The sequence below is a fragment of the Kitasatospora sp. NPDC051914 genome, from assembly GCF_040680995.1.
Lineage (GTDB): Bacteria > Actinomycetota > Actinomycetes > Streptomycetales > Streptomycetaceae > Kitasatospora.
On the sequence record NZ_JBFAXX010000094.1, the window covers coordinates 1 to 21,379 of the forward strand.

At 70.1% G+C, this 21,379-nt stretch carries 16 protein-coding genes and 1 riboswitch; of the genes, 5 read left to right on the forward strand and 11 right to left on the reverse strand.

The features are described 5' to 3' along the window. Nucleotides 1-94 precede the first annotated feature (94 nt). Nucleotides 95-721, reverse strand: a complete 627-nt coding sequence (locus tag AB0M03_RS36465) for a nuclease-related domain-containing protein (RefSeq protein ID WP_363500031.1) — start codon at nucleotides 719-721, stop codon at nucleotides 95-97. A gap of 725 nt (nucleotides 722-1,446) precedes the next feature. Here AB0M03_RS36465 and AB0M03_RS36470 point away from each other — a divergent pair. After that, a complete protein-coding gene (locus tag AB0M03_RS36470) occupies nucleotides 1,447-2,943 on the forward strand; it encodes a hypothetical protein (protein ID WP_363500033.1) in 1,497 nt (498 codons plus the stop codon). A 753-nt stretch (nucleotides 2,944-3,696) separates the two neighbouring features. Here AB0M03_RS36470 and AB0M03_RS36475 read toward each other — a convergent pair. Further along, nucleotides 3,697-4,680, reverse strand: a complete 984-nt coding sequence (locus tag AB0M03_RS36475) for a LysM peptidoglycan-binding domain-containing M23 family metallopeptidase (RefSeq protein WP_363500035.1) — start codon at nucleotides 4,678-4,680, stop codon at nucleotides 3,697-3,699. A 5-nt stretch (nucleotides 4,681-4,685) separates the two neighbouring features. Then, a riboswitch (cyclic di-AMP (ydaO/yuaA leader) is annotated at nucleotides 4,686-4,848 on the reverse strand. Nucleotides 4,849-5,218: 370 nt separating this feature from the next. Here AB0M03_RS36475 and AB0M03_RS36480 point away from each other — a divergent pair. After that, nucleotides 5,219-5,992 (forward strand): DUF6348 family protein, encoded by a 774-nt coding sequence (locus tag AB0M03_RS36480; protein WP_363500037.1) that lies wholly within the window; start codon nucleotides 5,219-5,221, stop codon nucleotides 5,990-5,992. A gap of 6 nt (nucleotides 5,993-5,998) precedes the next feature. On the opposite strand, the gene AB0M03_RS36485 is transcribed toward AB0M03_RS36480, so the two are convergent. Together AB0M03_RS36485 and AB0M03_RS36490 are read right to left on the reverse strand one after the other, a co-directional pair. Continuing rightward, nucleotides 5,999-6,193 (reverse strand): hypothetical protein, encoded by a 195-nt coding sequence (locus AB0M03_RS36485; RefSeq protein WP_363500039.1) that lies wholly within the window; start codon nucleotides 6,191-6,193, stop codon nucleotides 5,999-6,001. Nucleotides 6,194-6,631: 438 nt separating this feature from the next. Further along, nucleotides 6,632-7,849, reverse strand: coding sequence for a PP2C family protein-serine/threonine phosphatase (locus tag AB0M03_RS36490; protein WP_363500041.1), 1,218 nt, complete (start codon nucleotides 7,847-7,849; stop codon nucleotides 6,632-6,634). A 215-nt stretch (nucleotides 7,850-8,064) separates the two neighbouring features. On the opposite strand from AB0M03_RS36490, the gene AB0M03_RS36495 reads away from it, so the two are divergent. After that, nucleotides 8,065-9,324, forward strand: a complete 1,260-nt coding sequence (locus AB0M03_RS36495) for a GNAT family N-acetyltransferase (RefSeq protein WP_363500043.1) — start codon at nucleotides 8,065-8,067, stop codon at nucleotides 9,322-9,324. Nucleotides 9,325-9,358: 34 nt separating this feature from the next. Here AB0M03_RS36495 and AB0M03_RS36500 read toward each other — a convergent pair whose 3' ends face one another. Next, a complete protein-coding gene (locus tag AB0M03_RS36500; RefSeq protein WP_363500045.1) occupies nucleotides 9,359-9,844 on the reverse strand; it encodes a ribose-5-phosphate isomerase in 486 nt (161 codons plus the stop codon). Between the two features lie 73 nt (nucleotides 9,845-9,917). Further along, the gene (locus tag AB0M03_RS36505) at nucleotides 9,918-10,517 is read right to left on the reverse strand and encodes a biotin transporter BioY (RefSeq protein WP_363500047.1); all 600 of its coding nucleotides are present in this window, start codon (nucleotides 10,515-10,517) and stop codon (nucleotides 9,918-9,920) included. A gap of 430 nt (nucleotides 10,518-10,947) precedes the next feature. Between AB0M03_RS36505 and AB0M03_RS36510 the strand changes: the two genes are divergently transcribed. Further along, nucleotides 10,948-12,255: an amino acid permease gene (locus tag AB0M03_RS36510; protein ID WP_363500059.1), complete on the forward strand. Its 1,308-nt coding sequence runs from the start codon at nucleotides 10,948-10,950 to the stop codon at nucleotides 12,253-12,255. A gap of 139 nt (nucleotides 12,256-12,394) precedes the next feature. Here the strand turns inward: AB0M03_RS36510 and AB0M03_RS36515 are convergent, their stop codons facing one another. Further along, the gene (locus tag AB0M03_RS36515; protein ID WP_363500049.1) at nucleotides 12,395-13,030 is read right to left on the reverse strand and encodes a disulfide bond formation protein DsbA; all 636 of its coding nucleotides are present in this window, start codon (nucleotides 13,028-13,030) and stop codon (nucleotides 12,395-12,397) included. 201 nt (nucleotides 13,031-13,231) lie between these two features. Here AB0M03_RS36515 and pepN point away from each other — a divergent pair, with 201 nt between their 5' ends. Beyond that, nucleotides 13,232-15,796 carry an aminopeptidase N gene (gene pepN / locus AB0M03_RS36520; protein ID WP_363500051.1) on the forward strand — a complete coding sequence of 855 codons (2,565 nt, stop codon included), beginning with the start codon at nucleotides 13,232-13,234 and terminating at the stop codon, nucleotides 15,794-15,796. Between the two features lie 81 nt (nucleotides 15,797-15,877). Here the strand turns inward: pepN and AB0M03_RS36525 are convergent, their stop codons facing one another. The 4 genes from AB0M03_RS36525 to AB0M03_RS36540 all read right to left on the reverse strand — a co-directional run bounded on the left by AB0M03_RS36525 (nucleotide 15,878) and on the right by AB0M03_RS36540 (nucleotide 21,023). Then, nucleotides 15,878-16,816, reverse strand: coding sequence for a carbohydrate ABC transporter permease (locus AB0M03_RS36525; protein ID WP_363500053.1), 939 nt, complete (start codon nucleotides 16,814-16,816; stop codon nucleotides 15,878-15,880). A gap of 91 nt (nucleotides 16,817-16,907) precedes the next feature. After that, the gene (locus AB0M03_RS36530; RefSeq protein WP_363500061.1) at nucleotides 16,908-17,840 is read right to left on the reverse strand and encodes a sugar ABC transporter permease; all 933 of its coding nucleotides are present in this window, start codon (nucleotides 17,838-17,840) and stop codon (nucleotides 16,908-16,910) included. A gap of 80 nt (nucleotides 17,841-17,920) precedes the next feature. Beyond that, nucleotides 17,921-19,330 carry an N-acetylglucosamine/diacetylchitobiose ABC transporter substrate-binding protein gene (ngcE, locus tag AB0M03_RS36535; protein ID WP_363500055.1) on the reverse strand — a complete coding sequence of 470 codons (1,410 nt, stop codon included), beginning with the start codon at nucleotides 19,328-19,330 and terminating at the stop codon, nucleotides 17,921-17,923. 382 nt (nucleotides 19,331-19,712) lie between these two features. Beyond that, nucleotides 19,713-21,023, reverse strand: coding sequence for a glycoside hydrolase family 18 protein (locus tag AB0M03_RS36540; RefSeq protein ID WP_363500057.1), 1,311 nt, complete (start codon nucleotides 21,021-21,023; stop codon nucleotides 19,713-19,715). Nucleotides 21,024-21,379 lie beyond the last annotated feature (356 nt).

Consider the following 21,379-nt stretch of genomic DNA (forward strand, 5'->3'; position numbering starts at 1 on the left):
GCCGGTGGCCGTCTTACGTTCTCAGGCGACACCCGCTACCGGGACGAAACCCCCGGAACGGGTGGAACCCGTACACCACTTCCCTGGACGCAACCTACTGTGTCGATGCTCGGTTCACCGTGACGGCATGGTCGCCCTGCCATACCGCGGCACCACGATGATGCTTGGTGTTGACGACGAACACACCGGGCAGGCCGATCACCAGGTGATCAATGTCGGCGCCTCCGCTCGGTGGCTGAACCGAGTGCAGCACCTTCCAGCCGTCCCGACGGAGCCGGTTGAGTCGGCCACCGACGAGCCGTTCACCCCGCAAACCGACCGCCCACGAATGCGCCGACGTCGTCTCCCGACTGAGCCAGTAAGCAAAGCGGCGCTTCCACCAGGACGGCTCTTCTTCGGCGATCTTCCGCCGTAGGGCATCCCCGGGCTTGTTGAGCGCCAGGTCCGTGCTGTCGCCCTCCGTGGCCAACGGTGGCTCCGGCATGGCCGGCGGAGGCATCTTGACCTCCGGTGCCAGACCGGCCAGACGCGGGGTCAGCACTCGCACCACTTCAGCACGGTCCCGGTCGTCTGGGACCTCGATCTTTCCGGTGGCGAAGTCGTACCAGCCGAGGGCTTGCTCAGCGCCCTGCCGGTTCACGTACAGCCGGTCATGCCCATACCGGCGCCAGCGCCGAACAGTGAACTCGCCGTCCATCCCCACCCCCGAGGCAACGATCACTCAACGCTCCAGCTCAACACGCCAGCAAGCGGGAGCCAAGACCGCCTTCGGCCATCGGTCGGTAGGGCGGGGAGGGGAATGCGTAAAAACCTTCTTTACGGGTTCAAGGCGCCTCGCTCCGCTCGGCGGGCGGGGCGGGGCGGGGCGGAGCCCACGGGGAAGGCACATCACGGCGGGATCGGAGATCACCGGCGACGATTCCCGGCCTCCTGAACTACTGGACGTAGCCTCACAATGTTCGGGGTGCCGCGCTGCGCGCGGCGGCGCCGGCCTTCCTCCGACGCGCGCCCCGCCTCCTGTCTTCGCCCCGGCTGGGGCTTCGCCGTCGTCGGCCGCGCCCACAAGGGGCGAAGAGCTAAGGCCGGGGCAGAGACGAATAGTTCCAACTTCCACCCCCGCATGGCGGAGGACGGCGCAGAAGGCAGGGCTCAGAACCAGGCCCGTCGGGGCCGGGGCGGGCGGCTTCGCGGTTTTACCCACCTGCCCGGACTGGGACCCGCGTCGAGCAAGAACGGGGGGCCACTCGGCCACATTGCGGTCAGGCCCAAAGAGCCCTGACCGAGTCGCAACAGCTTACGGCCCCCCGATCATGCTCGACCCCAGCCCGGACAGGACACCGGCCAAAACCGCTCCACCACCCGTGGCTGTGCACATGCCACAAGAAAGCCCTGCGAGACTTTTACGTTCGCCTCCCCCTGGGTGGTGCCCTGCCCTACGATTCGGCCATGGATGGCGACCAGCCGGAAGGCGCAGCAGAGCTCGAGCATGACAAATTCAGCACAACTGTCACTTTTCTGTGTGGTCAATTTGTCAAAAAGAGTGAAGCCCTTTATGATCTAATCTCCGCGGCCGTTCCTGCGATTGAACATCTAGACTCCGGAGCTAGGGCCATGGAGGTCCTTGATGAAAAGCTAAAATTCGTTCCTCCAGACACCGTCCTCAGGTTCAAGAAATTCTACATTGAGTACGCGGATCGTTTCCCCGACCGGAAGTTTTCAGTCAAGCAATTGATGGAGGCAGTCTGGGAGGAGTTTAGGTCCGACCCTCATGGCGCACATATTTTTGTCGCGCTGCACGAAATGTTTGCAACCCCGGCTCGGAAGCCAATCCTCCTGGAACTCCTCGTGGTTTCGATCGTAAGCGCCTACGAGGCCCTTCTGGCTGAACTCGTTGAGCAGTTCTTCAAGGTGTCGCCGGAAGCACTTGAAAAGGTCTCGCGCGACAGGGAGAAGGAGTTCTCGCTGCGGGATCTTAAGTCACTCGGAACCATTGAAGATGCTGTGGATCTGGCGATTTCCCGGCGAGTTGAAGAGCTGATGTTCGGCAGCTTTGCAGAATGGCGCAAGTTCTTTATTGACCGAATGAACTTGTCGTTTGAAGACTACGCGGTCAACTGGGAGGCCCTGAGAGAGGTCTTCCAGCGTCGACACATCCTCGTCCACAATGGCGGCGAGGTCTCCAAGCGGTACCTCTCCAACGTGGACTCAAGCCTGACTGCTGGGCTTACTGTCGGTCAGCGTGTCTCGACTGACGAGGATTATGTTCGGGCGGCAATTGAGCAGGTTGCCACATTTGGCGTCCTTCTTGCAAACGCAGTAATTCTAAAGTTCCGCAAGGGCGATGCAGATCGCGTCGCCTCATTTGTTGCCGAATTCAGCTACGGCAACCTTCAGCGCGGGAGGAACTCGGCTGTTGTGAAGTGCTCTAGCTTTATTGATGGCCTTCCGATTGCCATGGGAAGCAAGATGATTGCCCGCGTCAATAGCTGGATTGCGCGGAGTTCCATGAACGACCCCCGCGTGAACGGAGAGGTTGCAGCATGGGATGTGTCTGCCCTGGATCCAAAGTTCCTTCTTGCGCGCCACTGCCTCCTGGGCAATATCGATGAATCCATGACCCTTGTCCGTTCGCTGCATAGTCAGGGTGCTCTCACTGTGCAGAACATCTTGGAGTGGCCGCTTCTCGAACCACTGCGGGGGTCAGCGTCGTATCGGGAGTTCGCTCAGTCTCTCGACTTGCCATCTGAGTGGCTAGAGCCGGAGAATGGCCTATATCTAAATCCGAAGACTCGCGTACTGCATCGACAGAGTTGCATGCGCCGCAGTAGCTCTTGCGTGCCGTTCACCGAAACGGATGACGTGAGATATTCTGCTTGCCAGCTCTGCCGTCCGCACCGCGACAGGCCACAGCTAGCTGGAACGTCCACGGATAACGAGCCGTAGAGCTGCTGCCCCCGGCCGTACACCATGGCCGGCATGATGCTCACGGGGCCGCGGATCACCGCGCCGAGGATGCTCTTGCTCAACCAGGTCGACTTCGTGCTGGGCTGCTATGTCTTCACGCTGGATCAGCCGCTCTTCTTGATGCCGGGTGGTCAGGTGTGCGCCGAGGCGCGCTCTGTGGCCGTTCTGCGAGCCTCTGGGGCAGTCGAGCGGCTGCGGGCGACTGGTCCACCGAGCGGTGGGCGTGCAAGCTGCTGTAGGCCGCTCCGTGCCCCTTACGTGCCCGTTCGGCCAGAAGTCGGCGGGGAGTCACGGGGAACGACGGTGAGGTGCCCCGCTCCCCCGCAGGTCAGCGAGTCGCCAGGTCAGCCCGGATCCGGTGCCGTCGTCTTCCAAACTGGCCACGCGGGTTCGATTCCCGTCGCCCGCTCCACAGCAAAGGCCCCAGCTCAGCGACCTGATCGCAGAGCTGGGGCCTTCGTCGTCTGAGGGATTTTCAGGGCGTTGTGCCCGTTCCGCACCCCGTGGACGGCCTCGCTCACCGGTCCACGGACCGCCCGTACGATCGAGCGCTCGCGCTCCGTCCTGCGCCACGGGGGTGGAAACCGCCGACTTCCACTCCGGCGCGCGCCCTCTGCCGGATTCCCCCTCTCGCCGCGGCCCGCAGAGCGGTGCGGAACGGCCGAGGCCCGGCCCCGGGATCGGTTGATCCCCGGGTCGGGCCTTCGGGTGTGTGCCGTGCGGCGGTGTGCGTCAGACGCGGACGCCGTGGGCCGCGAGGTACGCGACCGGGTCGATGTCGGAGCCGTACGACGGGGTGGTGCGGATCTCGAAGTGCAGGTGCGGGCCGGTGACGTTGCCGGTGGCCCCGGAGAGGCCGATGACCTGGCCGGCGGTGACGGTCTGGCCGACCGAGACCTTCAGCGCCGAGAAGTGGGCGTACTGGGAGTACTTGCCGTCGGCGTGCTTGATGACGACGTTGTTGCCGTAGGCGCCGCCCCAGCCGGCCTCGACGACGGTGCCGCCGGCGATGGCGTGGATGGAGGTGCCGGTGCTGACGGCGAAGTCGACGCCGGTGTGGTAACCGCTGGACCAGTTGGAACCGGCCTTGTGGTAAGGGGTGCCCAGGCCGGCGGCGACCGGGGCGACGTAGCCGGAGGCGGCCGCGGCCGGCTTGGCGGCCTCGGTCTTCGGGGCGGCGGCGGGCTTCGGGGCAGCCGGCTTGGCGGCCTCGGTCTTGGGGGCGGCCGGCTTCGGGGCGGCCTGGACCGGGGTGCGCTTCTCGGAGCGGGAGGCGGCGGCCGTGTCGGCCTTCTTCGCCTCGGCCTTCGGCGCGGCGGGCTTCGGCGCAGCGGCCTGCGGGGCGGCGGCCTGCGCGGCAGCGGCGCCGACGGTCAGCTTCTGGCCCGGGAAGATCAGGTTCGGGTTGCCGCCGATGACCTGGCGGTTGTCCTGGTACAGCTTCTTCCAGCCGCCGTCGACGTGCTGCGCGTTGGCGATCTTGGAAAGGGTGTCGCCGCGGACGACCTTGTAGGTGGTGTCGGCGGCCGGAGCGGCAGCAGGGGCCTGCGCGGGCGCGGCGGCCTGGGCGGCGGCCTGCGCAGCAGCCGGGGCGGCGGCCGGGGCCGCGGCGGGGGCGCTGTGGGCGCTGGCGGCGGTGACGGGGATGGCGATGGCGGCGGCGGCCACACCGGTGGCGACGGCGACGCGGGACAGACGGGTGCCCAGAACGGACATGGAGTTGTTCCTCTCCGACGCCTGCGAGGTGAGCTGTCGGGTTCGGGCGGGGAGTTCGCCCGGTCGCGAAAAGGCGCGACTTCACCCCAAGCCGTCCCGGATTGCCCGGTGCGGCGACTTACCTTGGGTCCCCCGCTCCTGCCGTGCACGGAATGGTGCGTGACCCCGGGCGGCGGCAGGACTCGGCGTTCCGCCCGGTGGCCCGCCCAGCCGGTGGCCGGGCAGGACTCGAGGAAAACCCGATGGGCGCCTCGGAGGCAAGCGCCTCGGCCTCACGGACCGTCGACGGCCGCCCGAAGGGTCACTCTCCGCCCGCGAGTGGTGGGCGGAGCGCAGTCGATGCAGTGACCGTACGTGTCCGGATCATCAGCAGTCCGGCAAATCGGACACCCCGTGTGCGCGGCCGGTCGCGGCCGGGCACGGATCATGGCCCACCCGGTGACGCTGGTCACGCGGGCCCCTCTGCAGACCGTCGGCCCGGGCCGATAACCTCGCTCGCGATCGGTGTTCGAGCCCCTTTTCGAGCGAGGAGTCGCGGGTGCGGCCGCAGTCCCGACTGGACGTGATCCAGCGCAGCGTGGTGCGCGAGATGGCCGCCCGGTACGGGCAGCGGTTCACGGTCGAGGGCAGCGTGGTGCGCGGTCCGGGGACGACGGCGGTGGCGGTCCGCGAGCATCCGGGAGAGGGCGGCGCGGCCGGCCACGTGGACCTGGGCTTCGTGCTCAACCTGGGGCAGGCGGACGGCCCGGTGGTGTGGGACTGCACGGCGGGCCTGGGCCGCACCGAGGAGGAGCGGCTCGACAGCGCGGTACGGATGTGGGCGACCACCACGGCCGCGGCCGTGGTCGAGCTGCAGGACGCGCGCGGCGAGCACGCCGACCGCTGCCGCCCGGCAGAGCTCCCGGGATGGCAGGCGGTGCAGGGCCCGGCTGCGGTCTTCGGTTTCGGCAGCGACCGGCTGGCGGAGTGGCTTGCGGACCACCAGGTGCTGCCGGCGCTCGCCGGTGCCCTGGCGCTGCCGGCGGGCACCGGTGTGACCGGGGTGAAGCTGTTCCTCGGCGGCCGGGCCGGGGAGGACGTCGCCGAGGTGCGGATCAACGGCGCCGTGTCGGAGCAGGCCTCGGCCGCGCTGCGCGGCCTCGACTGGCCGCGCGGCGAACGGCTGTGCTGGGCAAGGCTGTTCGTCCTGCTGGTGCCGGACGGCGCGGCGGCGCAGACCGCTCCGGCCGCCGCCGAGGTGCCGCCGGCCGCCGCGCCGGCCGTGCGGCGCGGGCTGCTGGCGCGCTGGCGGCGGGCCGGGGTCGGGCAGTAGGGCGGGTCAGCTCGCCACGGACGAGATGGTCTTCGCCAGCTGGTTGAGGAAGTCCTGGATCGGCCGGGCCGCCGTGGACTGGCTCACCATGAAGCCGAAGAGCGCTGCGACGATCGCGTGGCTGGTCTTCAGCTGCTTGTTGCGGATGAAGATCACGACGATGACGCCGAACAGGAACAACGCGGAGACGGAGAAGGCCACCCGGACTCACTTCCTCAATCTGTGGCGGGGGTTCGTGCTGGAACCCCGTGTCGAAACCGGACCGCGGCCTGCGCCGACCGTCCCTGGCACGAGTCGACCGATCCCGCCGTCGTGGAGGTGCCCGCGGCGCCGATACCGCCTGCTGTCTGCCGCACCTGCCGCCCCCCATCCCCCGAGCATCGACCAGCCCACCCGGACTCAGTGTGGTCGTTCGTGCTGCCTGCGTAAAGGACTAGCCGGGAGCCCGGGGCGAAGATCCTGCCATGTGAGACGAATTTCCGCCGACCGAGACGATAGCCCATGCCTTCTGACGAACCGTCGGCGGGGCCGGGTGTCAACACGCCGGAACGGCCGATCGGCAGGCCCGCGGCCCGTGATCCACCGGGTGGTCCGGCTGTGAGGATTGGCCGAAGATCACTCCCCAGGGATTGACAAACGCTACTGGCGCCACACCAGCAGCACGGCGCGGTCGTCGTTGACGTCCTTGGCGACGGTCTCGATGAGGCGCCCTGCGGCGCCGCGGAAGCCCTTGACGACGAGCCGGTCCGCCTCCCCCATCAGCCGGTCCATGCCCTCGCCGAGGTCCCGGCCGGGGATCTCGACCATGCCGTCGGTGCACAGCAGCAGGACGTCCCCGCGGTCGAGGCGGCCGCACAGGCCCTCGAACTTGGCGCCGTCGTAGATGCCGAGCAGCGGGCCCTCCTCGGACTCCTTGACCTCCCAGCGGCCGGTGCCGCCGCTCCGCTGCATCCCCGGCAGGTGGCCGGCGGAGAGCAGTTCGTACTGGCCGGTGTCCAGGTCGAGCACCAGGTGGACGGCGGTGGCGAAGCCCTCCTCCCACTCCTGGCGGAGCAGGTAGCCGTTGGCGGCGGGCAGGAAGTCGTGCGCGGGCAGCGAGCCGAGCAGGCCGCCGAAGGCGCCGGAGAGCAGCAGGGCCCGGGAGCCCGCGTCCATGCCCTTGCCGGAGACGTCCGCCAGGACGACCTCCAGCATGCGGCCGCCGGGGCCCGTCCGGGCGGCGACCACGAAGTCGCCGGAGAAGGACTGGCCGCCGGCCGGGCGCAGCGCCATGTCCGCGGACCAGCCCTCGGGCAGCCTGGGCAGCTGGCTCTGCACCCGGAGCCGTTCGCGGAGGTCGAAGAGCATGGTGCCGCCACCGCGCCAGGGCACGCCGACCCGGCTGCGGAACTGGGCGAGCAGCAGACCCGCGACGCCGACCGCGCCGACCACCAGGGCGGCGCCGGGGGTGACGCCGTAGACGTAGGTGTCCGGGTTCTCGCTGGCGACCCGCTCGCCGGTGTGGATGAGCGACTCGGTGGAGAGGCCGACCGCGGCGGCCGCGTACAGCAGCACCAGGGTGCCGGGGCGCAGCAGCAGGGAGCCGGCCAGCACCGGGAGCACCAGGGAGGTGGGCGGCACCCAGGCGGGTATCCAGATGTTGAGGACGACGAGCACCGGGACGGCGGCGAGGAAGAGGGCGAAGGCGAGCCAGTCGGGTGCGGCACCGCGGAAGTAGTCGACGCCGGTTCGGCGCAGGGTGCGGCGGGCCCGGCGGAGCCTCGTGCGCAACCGGGCCGTCACGGGCTCCCTGGCCGCGCTCGCGGTGGGGCCCGTCGCAGTCGTCCGGGGCGTGGTGCCCTCCGTGCTGCCAGCCATGGGGTCCGACCTTATCCACGGTTGCGGGTCGGCGTCGACGCCTGCACCGGGGCTGCGCGGGCTCCCGGGTGCGGTGCGGTGGGTTTCGGCCGGGTGGCGGGGGCACCGTTCCCGGTGCGCCCCGGGGCGCGTGGCGGCGCACGCGCGCCCGGTGGTGACGGGCTGCCGGAAAAGTCGGTCGCGTACGGCGCGCCGCCGGTGGTAGGGGTGACCGTATGACGACAGGAGAAGCCGCGGCACTGACGGTCCGTCCGCTGGCCGCCGAGGAGTGGGACGGCTGGTACCGCCGTCTGGAGATCGCGTTCGGCGGCGAGGAGGAGGAAGCGGAGGAGCGCGCACTGTACCGCTCGCTCACCGAAGTGCATCGCGCGCTGGTGGTGTGCGACGGCGCGGAGCCGGTGGGCGGCGGCGGCGCGTTCAGCTTCCGGATGGCGGTGCCCGGCGGGGCGGTGCTGCCGGTCGCGGGCGTCACCATGGTCGGCGTGCTGCCCACGCACCGCCGCCGTGGCGGGCTGTCGGTGCTGATGCGGCGGCTGCTGGACGACGTGCGGGCCGCCCGCGAGCCGCTGGCGGCGCTGACCGCCTCGGAGCCGGGCATCTACGGCCGGTTCGGCTTCGGCGCGGCGGCCTGGCGGACGGCGGTGACGGTGCCGTGCCACCGGGTGTCGCTGCCGGTGGCGGACAACCCGGCGCTGCGGCTGCGGCTGGCGGACCCGGTGGAGGCCTCGCCCGCCTGCGAGGAGCTGTACGCGTCGCTGGTACCGCTGCGCCCGGGCCGGTTGGAGCGCCGTCCGGGCTGGGAGCGGCATCCGCTGCTGGACGTGCCGTCCTCCCGGGGCGGCTACTCGCCGCGCCAGTGCGTGCTCGCCGAGGACACCGAGAGCGGCCGGCTGCTCGGCTACGCCCGCTACTCGTCGAAGGTGTCCTGGACGGAGGCCGGCAATGCGGCGGGCCGGGTCAAGGTCCAAGACATCGAGGCGGTGACGCCGCAGGTGTACGCGCGGCTGTGGCGCTATCTGATCGACATGGACCTGGTCGACATCGTGGAGGCGGGGAACCTGCCGGTGGACGATCCGCTGCTGCACCTGGTGTCGGACGTGCGGCGCCTGGAGGCGCGGCTGGCCGACTCGCTCCACCTGCGGCTGGTGGACGTGGGGGCGGCGCTGGAGTCGCGCGGCTATGCGCAGCCGGTGGACGCGGTGCTGGAGGTGGTGGACGGATTCTGTCCGTGGAACACGGGCCGCTGGCGGCTGAGGAGCGCCGGCCCGGGCCGGGCGACGAGCTGTGTCCGCACCGGCGCACCGGCCGATCTGGTGCTGGACGTACGGGAGTTGGGGGCCGCCTATCTCGGCGGGGCGACGCTCGCGGCGCTGGCCGGGGCGGGTCTGGTGACCGAGCTGCGGGCGGGCGCGCTCGCACAGGTGTCGCGGGCCTTCGCCTCGGACGTGGCGCCCTGGCTGCCGCACGGGTTCTGACGGCCCGTGCGGCCCAGGCGGCGTCGGACGGGAATCAGCCCTGGGGGTGGTGGGCCGGGATCGGCGGGAGCTCGCCGGTGGTCTCGTACTCGCTCAGCATGGCGATCCGGCGGGTGTGCCGGGCCTCGCCGCTGTACGGGGTGTTGAGGAAGATCTCGACGAACTTGGTGGCCTCGTCGAGGGTGTGCATGCGGCCGCCGACGGAGATGACGTTGGCGTTGTTGTGCTCGCGGCCGAGGGCGGCGGTCTGCTCGCTCCAGGCGAGTGCGGCGCGGACGCCCTTGACCTTGTTGGCGGCGATGGCCTCGCCGTTGCCCGAGCCGCCGATGACGACGCCCAGTGCCTCCGGGTCGGCGGCGGTGCGCTCGGCGGCGCGCAGGCAGAACGGCGGGTAGTCGTCCTCGGCGTCGTAGATGTGCGGGCCGCAGTCGACCGGCTCGTGGCCGACCGCCTTCAGCCACTCGACGAGGTGGTTCTTCAGTTCGTATCCGGCATGGTCGGAGCCCAGGTACACGCGCATGACCATGAGTGTGGCATGCGCGTGTCCGGGTGTGCGGCAGGGGGCCGTGCGCCGGGGCGCGCCGGTCGGGCGGTCAGCGGGTGCGGCCGAGCAGCTTCCAGGCGAGCGGCAGGGTGCCCATGGCGAGCAGTGCCTTGAGCGCGTCGCCGAGCAGGTAGGGGTAGAGGCCCAGGTCGGCCGCCTTCGCCAGCGGGACGTGCAGCGCGGCGGCGAGGTAGGGGACGCCGACGGCGTAGATCGCGAGGTTGCCGAGGACCATGGCGCCGGCGGTGCGCAGCGGGCTGCGGTCGGCGCCGCGGCGGGCGAGGGCGCCGGTGAGGCCGGCGGCGAGGACGAAGCCGAGGACGTAGCCGAGGCTGGGCATCGTCCAGCCGGAGGTGCCGTCGGCGAACCAGGGCAGGCCCGCCATGCCGGCCAGCAGGTAGAGGGCGAGGGAGGCGATGCCGCGGCGGGCGCCGAGGGTGGTGCCGACCAGCAGGGCGGCGAAGGTCTGGCCGGTGACCGGGACGGGCGAGCCGGGCACGGGCACGGAGAGCTGGGCGGCGAGGCCGGTGAGCGCGGCGCCGCCGGCGACCAGGGCGAGTTCGCGGGCCTGCGCGCCGAGGCGGGTGGTGGCGCGGGGCAGCAGGTCGGCGAGGACGGGGGTGCCGGTGATCGGCGTGGCAGTGGCCATCGGGAGGGCTCCGGTTCGGCTCGGCGGGCAGGGCGTGATCGGTGATCGATCGCGATCGGCGAACGAGCGTGATCAGTGAACGATCGTGATCAGTGAACAGTTGTGAACCTACGCTCCGGTACGCGAACTGACGGCGCCGTCCCCGACAAAGCGTCAGGCCCGGGCTTTGTGGGGTCCTGCCTGCGACGCCCCGCAGCGGCGGTGACATCTCCGGCACTCAGCGCCACCGGAGTGTCCGAATTGCGGTCTCTCGCCGGGATTTCTTGGCGTGTCCATCCGGCCTGCCGAATAGTGGACAACTCGTTCCGATATCCGACGAACTCTGGATGCGCCGATGACGACCACCCCCACGCCCACCCTGGAGCGGCAGGCCACCGAGCCCGCCGCCGAGGGCACGCTGGCCGCGGGCCTCAAGCCTCGCCATCTGTCCATGATCGCGCTCGGCGGCGTCATCGGCGCCGGCCTCTTCGTCGGCTCCGGCGCGGGCATCGCCGCCGCCGGTCCGGCGATCATCCTGGCGTTCGCCATCTCCGGCGTCCTCGTCATGCTGGTGATGCGGATGCTCGGCGAGATGTCCGCCGCCCGCCCGGCCAGCGGCTCCTTCTCGGTGCACGCCGAGAAGGAGATCGGCCCGTGGGCCGGCCTGACCGTCGGCTGGATGTTCTGGACGCTGCTGTGCGTGGGCGTCGCGGCCGAGGCGATCGGCGCCTCGCACGTGATGCAGGGCTGGTTCCCCGGTGTGCCGCTCTGGGTGTGGGTGGCCGTCTTCATGGCCTTCTTCTGCGTCAGCAACCTGGCCGCGGTGAAGAACTTCGGCGAGTTCGAGTTCTGGTTCGCCGCGATCAAGGTGACCGCGATCGCCGCCTTCCTGGTGATCGGCGTCCTGGCCATCACCGGCGTGCTGCCCGGCAGCGACTCCCCCGGCGCCGCCAACCTGACCGGCCACGGCGGCTTCCTGCCGAACGGCACCACCGGCCTGGTCACCGGTCTGCTGGCCTCCGTCTTCGCGTACGGCGGTCTGGAGACCGTCACCATCGCCGCCGCCGAGTCCAAGGACCCCCGGCGCAGCGTGGCCGGCGCGGTGCGCACCGCGATGTGGCGGATCGCGCTGTTCTACATCGGCTCGATGGTCGTGATCGTCACCCTCGTCCCGTGGAACGACTCCTCGATCCTGAGCCCCGGCCCGTACGTGGCGGTGCTGAACAGCCTGGGCATCCCGGGCGCCGGCCAGGTCATGAACGTCGTCGTGCTGATCGCGCTGCTGTCCGCGATGAACGCCAACATCTACGGCTCCTCCCGCATGGCGTACTCGCTGGTCCAGCGCGGCCAGGGCCCGAAGGGGCTGTCGAAGATCAGCGGCGGCGTGCCGCGCCGGGCCGTGCTGGCCTCCTCCGGCTTCGGCTTCCTGGCGGTGCTGCTGAGCTACTGGTGGCCGGACACCGTGTTCACCTGGCTGCTGAACATGGTCGGTGCCGCGGTGCTGGTGGTGTGGGCGTTCATCGCCGTCGCCCAGCTGCGGATGCGGCGCCGGCTGGAGCGTGAGGCTCCGGAGAAGCTGTCGGTGAAGATGTGGGCCTTCCCGTACCTGACCTGGGTGGCGCTGGTCGGCATCCTGGGCGTGCTGGCGCTGATGCTGATGGACCAGAGCAACCGCATCCAGCTGTACTTCACGGCCGGCCTGGCGGTCGCGCTGGCCGCAGCGGGCTGGATCAAGCAGAAGCGGGCCGTCAAGGCCTGACGCACGGCGGACGGACGAAGGGGCGCGGGGAGCTGCGCGCAGTGGGAAGGCACACGATGTGCCCTCCGACTCGCGCCGCTCCCCGCGCCCCTTGCGGTTGCCCCGGTGCGGGAGCGCCGGCCCTCGGACCGGCCGGCCCCTACTCGAAGGAGGGGCCGGCGGTGCGGGTGCGCTTGATCTCGTAGAAGCCCGGGGTGGAGGCGACCAGGACGGTGCCGTCCCACAGGCGGGCGGCGGCCTCGCCGCGCGGGGTCGGGGTGACGACCGGGCCGAAGAAGGCGATGCGGTCGCCCTCGGGGCCGTCCACCGCGATCACCGGGGTGCCGACGTCCTCGCCGACCAGGGAGATCCCCTCGTGGTGGGAGGCGCGCAGGGCCTCGTCGTAGGCGTCGCTGTCGGCGGCGTCGGCGAGCTCGACCGGCAGGCCGGCGGCCTCCAGGGCGGCCTCGATGGTGGCCCGCTCGTTCGGCAGGCCCTGGTTGTGGAAGCGCAGGCCGAGCTCGGTGTAGAGCGGGCCGAGCACCTTGTCGCCGTGCGACTGGGCCGCGGCGATCAGGACGCGGACCGGGCCCCAGCCCTTGGCGAGCAGTTCCTTGTACTTCTCGGGCAGCTCGTCGCGGCCCTCGTTGAGCACGGAGAGGCTCATCACGTGCCAGCGGGTGTCCACCGGGCGCAGCTTCTCGACCTCCAGCATCCAGCGGGAGGTCATCCAGGCCCAGGGGCAGATCGGGTCGAACCAGAAGTCGGCGATCTTGCGGGAGTCGGCAGTCGTCACGGACGGCGTCCTTCGGTCGGCGGTCGGGTGCGGGGTGGTCCCCGCGGTGCCAACCGTGCGGCAGGGCGGTTGATTCCGTGCGCACCACGCGGGCTGCGCCCGGGCGGCGCGGGTCCTTCGTGAAAGGATGCCCCCGGCCGGGCCCACCGGCGCGGCCGGGCAAGACCTCACAGCGTGCGATCCGGACAAAGGAGTACCGCCGTGCCGGGCAAGAACCTGAGCCGCGAAGAAGCCCAGCAGCGGGCCCAGTTGGTCGAGGTGGACGGCTACCGCGTCCATCTCGACGTCACCTCTGCGCCCGACCCGGCGGCCGCCGTCTTCCGGTCCACCACGACCGTCTCCTTCCGCTGCTCGCAGCCGGGCGCGGACACCTTCGTGGACCTGCTGGCGGCGGTGGTCCGCTCGGTGACGCTGAACGGCCGGGCGCTGGACCCGGCCGAGGTGTTCGACGGGGCGCGGGTCGCCGTGCCGGGCCTGGCCGCGCAGAACGAGCTGGTGGTCGAGGCCGACTGCGCGTACAGCCGCACAGGCGAGGGCCTGCACCGCTTCGTCGACCCGGCGGACGACGAGACCTACCTGTACACCCACTTCGAGCCGGCCGACGCCCGCCGGGTGTTCGCCAATTTCGAGCAGCCCGACCTGAAGGCGCCCTTCACCTTCTCGGTGACCGCCCCGGCGGCCTGGGACGTGTACGCCAACGCCGTGCACGAGGAGGTCACCGCGGACGGCAGCGGCGCCCGCACCTGGCGCTTCGCCCCGACGAAGCCGATCTCCACCTACCTGACCGCGGTGGTGGCCGGCCCGTACCACGTGGCCCGCGACCACTACAGCCGTACGCTCCCGGACGGCACCGTGCTGGAGATCCCGCTGGCGGCGACCTGCCGCCGCTCGCTGGCGCCGTACTTCGACTCGGACGAGATCTTCACCGTCACCAAGCAGGGCCTGGACTTCTTCCACGACGAGTTCGACTACCCGTACCCGTTCGGCAAGTACGACCAGTGCTTCGTCCCCGAGTACAACATCGGCGCGATGGAGAACCCGGGCTGCGTGACCTTCCGCGAGGAGTTCGTCTTCCGCTCGAAGGTGACCGAGGCGGCGTACGAGGGCCGGGCCAACGTGGTGCTGCACGAGATGGCGCACATGTGGTTCGGGGACCTGGTCACCATGAAGTGGTGGGACGACCTGTGGCTGAAGGAGTCCTTCGCGGACTTCATGGGCTCGTTCTCGCAGGTGGAGGCGACCAGGTACCGGGCCGTGTGGCTCACCTTCGCCAACCGCCGCAAGGCGTGGGCGTACCGGCAGGACCAGTTCCCGACCACCCATCCGATCACCGCGGACATCCGGGACCTGGAGGACGCCAAGCTCAACTTCGACGGCATCACCTACGCGAAGGGCGCCTCGGTGCTCAAGCAGCTGGTGGCGTACGTCGGCCGCGAGCCCTTCCTGGCCGGTGCCCGCCGCTACTTCAAGCGGCACGCCTACGGCAACACCGTGCTCACCGACCTGCTGGACGCGCTGGAGGAGACCAGCGGCCGCGACCTGACCGCCTGGTCCGCCGCCTGGCTGCAGACCTCCGGCGTCAACGCGCTCACCCCGCAGCTCACCGTGGACGCGGACGGCCGGATCACCGAGCTGGCCGTCGTCCAGGACGGCGACACGCTGCGCCCGCACCGGGTCGCGGTCGGCCTCTTCGACCGGGACGCCGAGGGCGCGCTGGTGCGCACCGCGCGGATCGAGCTGGACGTCACCGGCGCCCGCACCGTCGTCGAGGAGGCCACCGGGCACCCGCGGCCCGCGCTGGTGCTGGTCAACGACGACGACCTGACGTACTGCAAGATCCGCTTCGACGAGGTGTCGCTGGAGACGCTGCGCGGCGGGCTCGGCGAGATCCGGGACGACCTGGCGCGGGCGCTGGCCTGGTCCGCGGTGTGGAACCTCACCCGGGACGGCCTGATGCCGGCCCGCGACTACCTGGCGCTGGTGCTGCGCTTCGCCGGCCAGGAGTCCGACATCGGCGTGCTGCAGTCGCTGCACCTGCAGGCCCGCACCGCCCTCGACCTGTACGCGGACCCGGCCTGGCGCGGGGAGGGCGGCCGGCTGCTCGCCGAGGGCGCCGTCCGCGAGCTGCGGGCGGCCGCGCCGGGCAGCGACCACCAGCTGGCCTGGGCGCGCTTCGTGGCGACCGCCGCGAACGGCCCCGAGCAGCTGCAGCTGGTCCGCGGCCTGCTGGAGGGCACCGCCCGGATCGACGGGCTGGAGGTCGACCAGGAGCTGCGCTGGGCGCTGTGGCTGTCGCTGGCCGCCGCCGGTGCCGCCACCGGCGAGGAGGTCGAGCAGGAGCTGCAGCGGGACAACACCGCCAGCGGCCGCCGCCAGCTCACCCAGTGCCTGGCGGCGCTGCCCACGCCGGGCGCCAAGGCCGAGGCCTGGACGGCCGTGGTCGACTCCGACGAGCTGCCGAACGCCTTGGTGGAGGCGGAGATCGCGGGCTTCGCCCAGGCCGACCAGCGGGATCTGACGGCCGGCTACACCGAGCCGTACTTCGCGATGCTGGAGGACGTCTGGGCGCAGCGGTCGATCGAGATCGCGATGCGGATCGTCGGCGGCTTCTTCCCGAAGTACCAGACCGAGCAGAGGACGCTGGACGCGGCCGACGCCTGGCTGTCGGAGCACAAGGACGCGGCGCCGGCGCTGCGGCGGCTGGTGATCGAGTGCCGTGACGACCTGGCCCGGGCGCTGCGGGCGCAGGCCTGCGACCGGGGCTGACGGGAAAGCGACAGGGGCGTGTGGGGTACCTCCCGGCTTTCGGCCGGGAGGTACCCCGCACGCCCCTTGGTGTTGTCCCTGCTACTTGAGGGTGGCCGAGGTGAGGCCGGCCTGGACCTGGCGCTGGAAGGACAGGTAGACCACCAGTACGGGCAGCATGGCGATCGTCATGCCGGCGAACAGGGCCGGGGCGTCGCTCTTGTAGCCGGACTGGAGGGCGAGGTTGACCAGGCCCTGGGCGAGCATCGAGTGGTCGGCCTCGCCGGCGGTGGTCGGCTGCATCAGGGTCACCGGCAGGATGTACTGGTTCCACTGGCCGAGGACGTTGAAGATCCCGACGCTGATCAGGCCGGGCTTGGCCATCGGCACCATGATCTGGAAGAACGCCCGGGTGTGCGAGCAGCCGTCCAGCATCGCGGCCTCGTGCACGGCGGTCGGCAGGGTGCGGAAGAACGAGTACATGAAGAAGACGGTGAACGGCAGCGAGTACGCGACGTACACCAGGATCAGGCCGAGGTAGCTGTTCAGGCCGAGCAGCGGGCTGATCTCGCCCAGGTTGCGGACCATGAAGAACAGCGGGACGAGGGCCAGGTACACCGGGAACATCGCGCCGGCGACGAACAGGTAGTAGATGACCTGGCTGCCCTTGAACTCGTAGCGGGCCAGCACGTAGGCGGCCATCGAGCCGAGCAGCATCGTCAGCGTCAGCGAACCGGCGAGGACGATCAGGGTGTTGACGAAGAATCCGCCGATGCCCTTCTCCCAGGCCCGGCCGAAGGCGTCGAAGCCGAAGGACTCGGGCCAGCTCCAGGCGGAGCCGTTGATCTGGGCGTCGGTCTTGAAGGAGCCGAGGACGACCCAGGCCAGCGGCAGGATGATCATCAGCGCCCACAGGGCGAGGAAGCCGTGCGAGAAGACGTTCAGGACGCCGCCTCCGTCGGCGAAGCGCTGCGGCCGGTCGGCGGGCCGGCTTCCGGCGCGCTGGCCGGGAAGGCCAGCAGCCTTGTCGAGAGTACTCATGCCCACGCCTCGCTCCGCTCGGCGCGTGCTTCGCACAACGCCCAGGTCTTCTTGATGAGCTCGCTTCGTTCGCTCATGTCCCGGCCCCCGCTCAGTACTCGATCTTGTCGCGCTTGGTGACCCAGAGCGAGACGATGGTCAGGATCAGGGTGAAGAAGAAGATCACCACACCCATGGCACAGGCGTAGCCGGCCTCGCCGTTGCGCAGGAAGCTGCGCATCAGGTAGGTCGAGATCAGCTCGCTGTGGTGGTCCGGGCCGCCGCCGAAGTAGGCGCCCGGGGTGATGCTGGAGACCAGCGCGAAGGCGTCCATGGCGACGATCGCCAGGTACACCCAGGCGGTCTGCACGGTCTCCCAGAGCAGCGGCAGGGTGATCCGGAAGAAGGTCTGGCCGCGCTTGGCGCCGTCCAGCAGGGCGGCCTCGTAGATGTCCTTGGGGATGGACTGCATGGCGGCCGAGAAGAGCACCAGGTAGAAGCCGACGCCGGACCAGACGAGGACGGCGAGCACGCACCAGAGCACCATGTCCGGGTCGGACAGGAACTGCACCGGGTCGTCGGCGGAGGCCAGGCCGAGCTTGATCAGGATGCCGTTGGCGAGGCCGCTGCCGTCGGTGCGGTAGACCGCGCCCCACAGGACGGCGAGGATCGCGATGGACAGGACCTGCGGGAAGAAGAAGACCACCTTGTAGAAGGCGGCTCCGGCCACGCCCTGCACACCGCCGGTGCCGCTCTTGCCACCGACGTTCAGCATGAAGGCGAAGAACAGCGCGATCAGTATGGTCACGATCGGCAGCAGGATCAGCAGCAGCAGGTTGTGCCACAGCGCCCCGCCGAAGACCTCGTCATCGAGGAGTCTCGTGTAGTTGTCCAGGCCGATGAAGTCCATCTCCTGGCTCGCGCCCGACCAGTTGGTCAGGGAGTATCCGAAGGTCTGCGCGTACGGCCAGAGCACCAGGCCGACGTACAGCACGATCGGGAGAAAGAGGAACCCCACGATGAAGGGGTACTTGCCGTGACGCATCGCGGTCACTTCTCCTGTCCGTCAGGCGGACGCACCGGGGGCGGTTCGGGGCCCCCGGTGCGCTGTTCGAGTCCGACCGGTCAGGCGGTCTTGTTCTTGGCGGCCGACTCCTTGGCGCGCTTGATCCACTCCGCCGGAGTGATGCGCTTGGCCATGAGCTCGCCCGAGGCGTTCTGCAGGTCCTCGTCGAACTTGGAGGCGGTGTTCGGGTACTGGAAGTTGAAGGTGTTGGTGCCGGCCGCCTTCAGCGCCACCACGGTGGACTGGGTGCCGGGCTTGAGCTTCACCTCGGGACCGACGCCGTCCTTGAGGCAGGTGAGGCTGTTGGCGGTCTGGGCGAACTTGCCCGAGGCCTCCTTGGTCAGCATCATCCGGAGGAACTCCAGGCCGCCGGCCACGTTCTTGGCCTTGGACGGGACGATGAAGGGCTCGCCCGCACCGGCGCGGATGGCCTCGAAGGGCAGCTTGTCGCCGGGCAGCGACGGGACGGGCAGGAACTTCATGTCGAAGTCGGCCGGGGTGGTCGGCAGCTGCTCGTTCTCCAGCCAGGAGCCGGAGGGGATGAACGCGGCCTTGTACTGGTTCCAGGCGGTCTGCGACTCGGTGTGGGTCATGCCGTTGGTGCCGGGCAGCAGGAAGTCCTTGTCGACGACCTGGAAGAAAGACTCGACGGCGGTCTTCACGGCCGGGTCGTCCCAGGCGGCGGCGTCGAGGCCGTCGATCCGCTTCATGAGGTCCAGGCCGCCCTGCTTGGCGATCATGTCCATCATGACGACGTTGATGTAGTACGGGTACTTGCCCTGGTGGGCGAGCGGGGCGATGCCCTTGGCCTTGATCTTGCCGCAGAGGTCGATGAACTCGGCCCAGGTCTTCGGCGCCGTCCAGCCGTTGTCCTTGAAGAGCTTGCCGGAGTACCAGAAGCCCCAGACGGTGTAGACGTAGGACAGGTTGTAGACCTTGCCCTTGACCGTGCCGGACTCGACGGTGCCGGGCATCAGGACGTCGCGGATCTTCTTCGACGGGTCGTCGATGTACGGCGCGTCCAGCAGCGGGGCCAGGTCGGTGAGCTGGCCGGAGTCGGCGAGGACGTCCAGCTTCATCTGCTTGGCGCCCGAGTCGTCGATGACGTCCGGCGGGGAGCCGGCGTTGAAGCGCGGCTGGAGCTTGCCGGTGACGTCCTTGTCGGCCTGGTGGTTGATCTTCGCGCCGGGGTAGCTCTTGGAGTAGATCGCCTCGAACGCCTTGGCGTACTCGTTGCCGTAGCCGCCGTCGAAGATGAAGACCTCGAGACCCTCGCCGTCCTTGACGCCGAACGGGTTCTTGGCGTCGGTCAGGTTGAATCCCGCGGCGCCCTTGGCGCCCTTGTCGCTGCTGCCGCCGGTGCCGCCGGCACACGCGGTGAGCAGGGAGCCGCCGGTGGCAGCGAGCACGGCGATGCCGGCGGCGCGCTTGAAGATGTCCCGGCGGTTGTACTCGGTTGCAGAGCCCATGAAGTGTGCCCCTAGCCCCTCGATGTCCAAGAAGATGGTGATGCGGCGGGGTATGACGAGATGTCAATTCCCGGTGATTCAAGCCCGCCTAGCGGCAACTGAGCCGGTCAGAGGCGTGCGGTCGATGCGCAAAGGTATAGTCCACTGTTCACCCTCCGGCAATAGTCGGGCCGCTGGATGGGTCAGGTTGGGAGTCAAAGCGTTGCGGGCGGTGCAGCATGTGCAATGCGCAGGGAGCCTGCCCATTGCGACCGCCCGGCCGGTACCGAGAAGGTAGCGCGTTCCTGCGCGTTTGAACATGGAAACGCGCAGCTTCGCGCATCAAACGAACCAAAATCGTGATGCGTGAAACTGCGCGTTCTCGGGGGCCGACGGCCGGCCGTTACCTCCGCAGGCCGGCGTCCAGGGCGGCGACCAGCGTCCCCGTGGCGTCGTCGCTGTCCAGCGACCAGGCCATCACACCACCGAGGCCGTGCGCCGACGCGTAGCGCGCCTTGCGGGTGAGCAGCGCGGGGGTGTCGTACGTCCAGAACTCGGTGCCGTCGTACTTCCAGGTCGCGCCGTGCAGCCGGTCCTCGTGGACGGTGCCCGGCAGGTCCTTGATCCGGTTCCACGGCAGGTTGCCGCTCTGGGCGAGCCCGGTGGCGCTCTGGTAGAGGCCGGCCTTCCCACCGCCCGGGACGCCCGTCCAGCCGTAGCCGTAGAACGGTACGCCGAGCACCGCCTTGGCCGGCGGCAGGCCCTTGGCGAGGTAGTGCCGGACCACCCGGTCGGCGCTGTAGGCCGCGTTCGCCGGGGAGGGGTCGGCAGGGTCGGAGTACAGGTTCGCCTGGTGGTTGGTCGGGCCCTGCGCCTCCCAGGGGCCGTGCAGGTCGTACGTCATGAGGTTGAGCCAGTCCACCGACTTGGCGATCTGGCGGACCTCCAGCCGGTCGGCCTTGTCGGTGCCGGCCGGGACGGCTGCGGTCAGCAGGTAGTGGGTGTGCCGCTGCCGGCCGAGCGCGTCCAACTGGCGGCGGAACTCCTGCATCAGCAGCGTGTAGTTGCGGCCGTCCTCGGGGCGGACGACGTTGCCGGGGTCGCCCCCGCCGCCGGGGTACTCCCAGTCGATGTCGATGCCGTCGAAGACGCCGGCCCCTGCGCCCGTGCCGCCCTCGGCGGAGCCGAGCTGCGGCAGGTCGCCCTTGACGTAGAGGTCTATGCAGGAGGCGACGAACTTCTTGCGCGAGGCGTCGGTGGCGGCGGCGTCCGAGAAGTACTTGGACCAGGTCCAGCCGCCGAGCGAGATCACGGCGCGCAACTGCGGGTTCTTCGCCTTGAGCTTGCGCAACTGGTTGAAGTTGCCCTTCAGGGGCTGTTCGGCGGTGTCGGCCGCGCCGTCCACCGACTCCTCGGCGCCGACCGGGCGCTGGTAGTCGGCCCAGGCGTCGCCGACGCCGGCGGCGTTGGCCTCGAAGCAGGTGCCCTCGGCGGAGACGTTGCCGAAGGCGTAGTTGAGGACGGTGAGCTTCCCGGCCTGGCCGGAGTCCTGCACCTTCTTGGCGGAGAAGCCGCTGTAGACGCCCCACTGGGTGAAGTAGCCGACCCGCTGCCCCTTGAGGCGCGGGCCGTGGTCGTGGGCCTGTGCGGCGGTCGGTACGGCGAGCGCGGTGGCCAGGGCCATCGCGAGGACTGCAAAGGTGCGTCTGGGCATGCCGTTGCCTTCTCTGAGTCGGCGTCAATTGGTCTGAACCAAGCCGAGACAGAGGTTTAGTCCACTGGGGCCGGTGCGCACAAGGGGGCAGTCACGGACGGGCGTTGGCAAACGGGCGTCGGCGGGTGGGTGCCGGCCGCGGGCGGCGAGGGGCCGGAAGGCCGTCGCCGGGCAGGTCCGCGTGGTCGCAGGGCGGCCGGTGACGGCCGGCAGCAGGGCCTGTCGCTCGGCGCGGACGGGGTCCCGTGCCTCGGAGTGCTGGCCGTGCTTCCGGGCCACTACGGCGACGGCCGGGCCGCACCCCGCGAAGGGGGTGGGGCCCCGCCCCGCGTGCGCAAAGGGCGGACGGAGCCCAT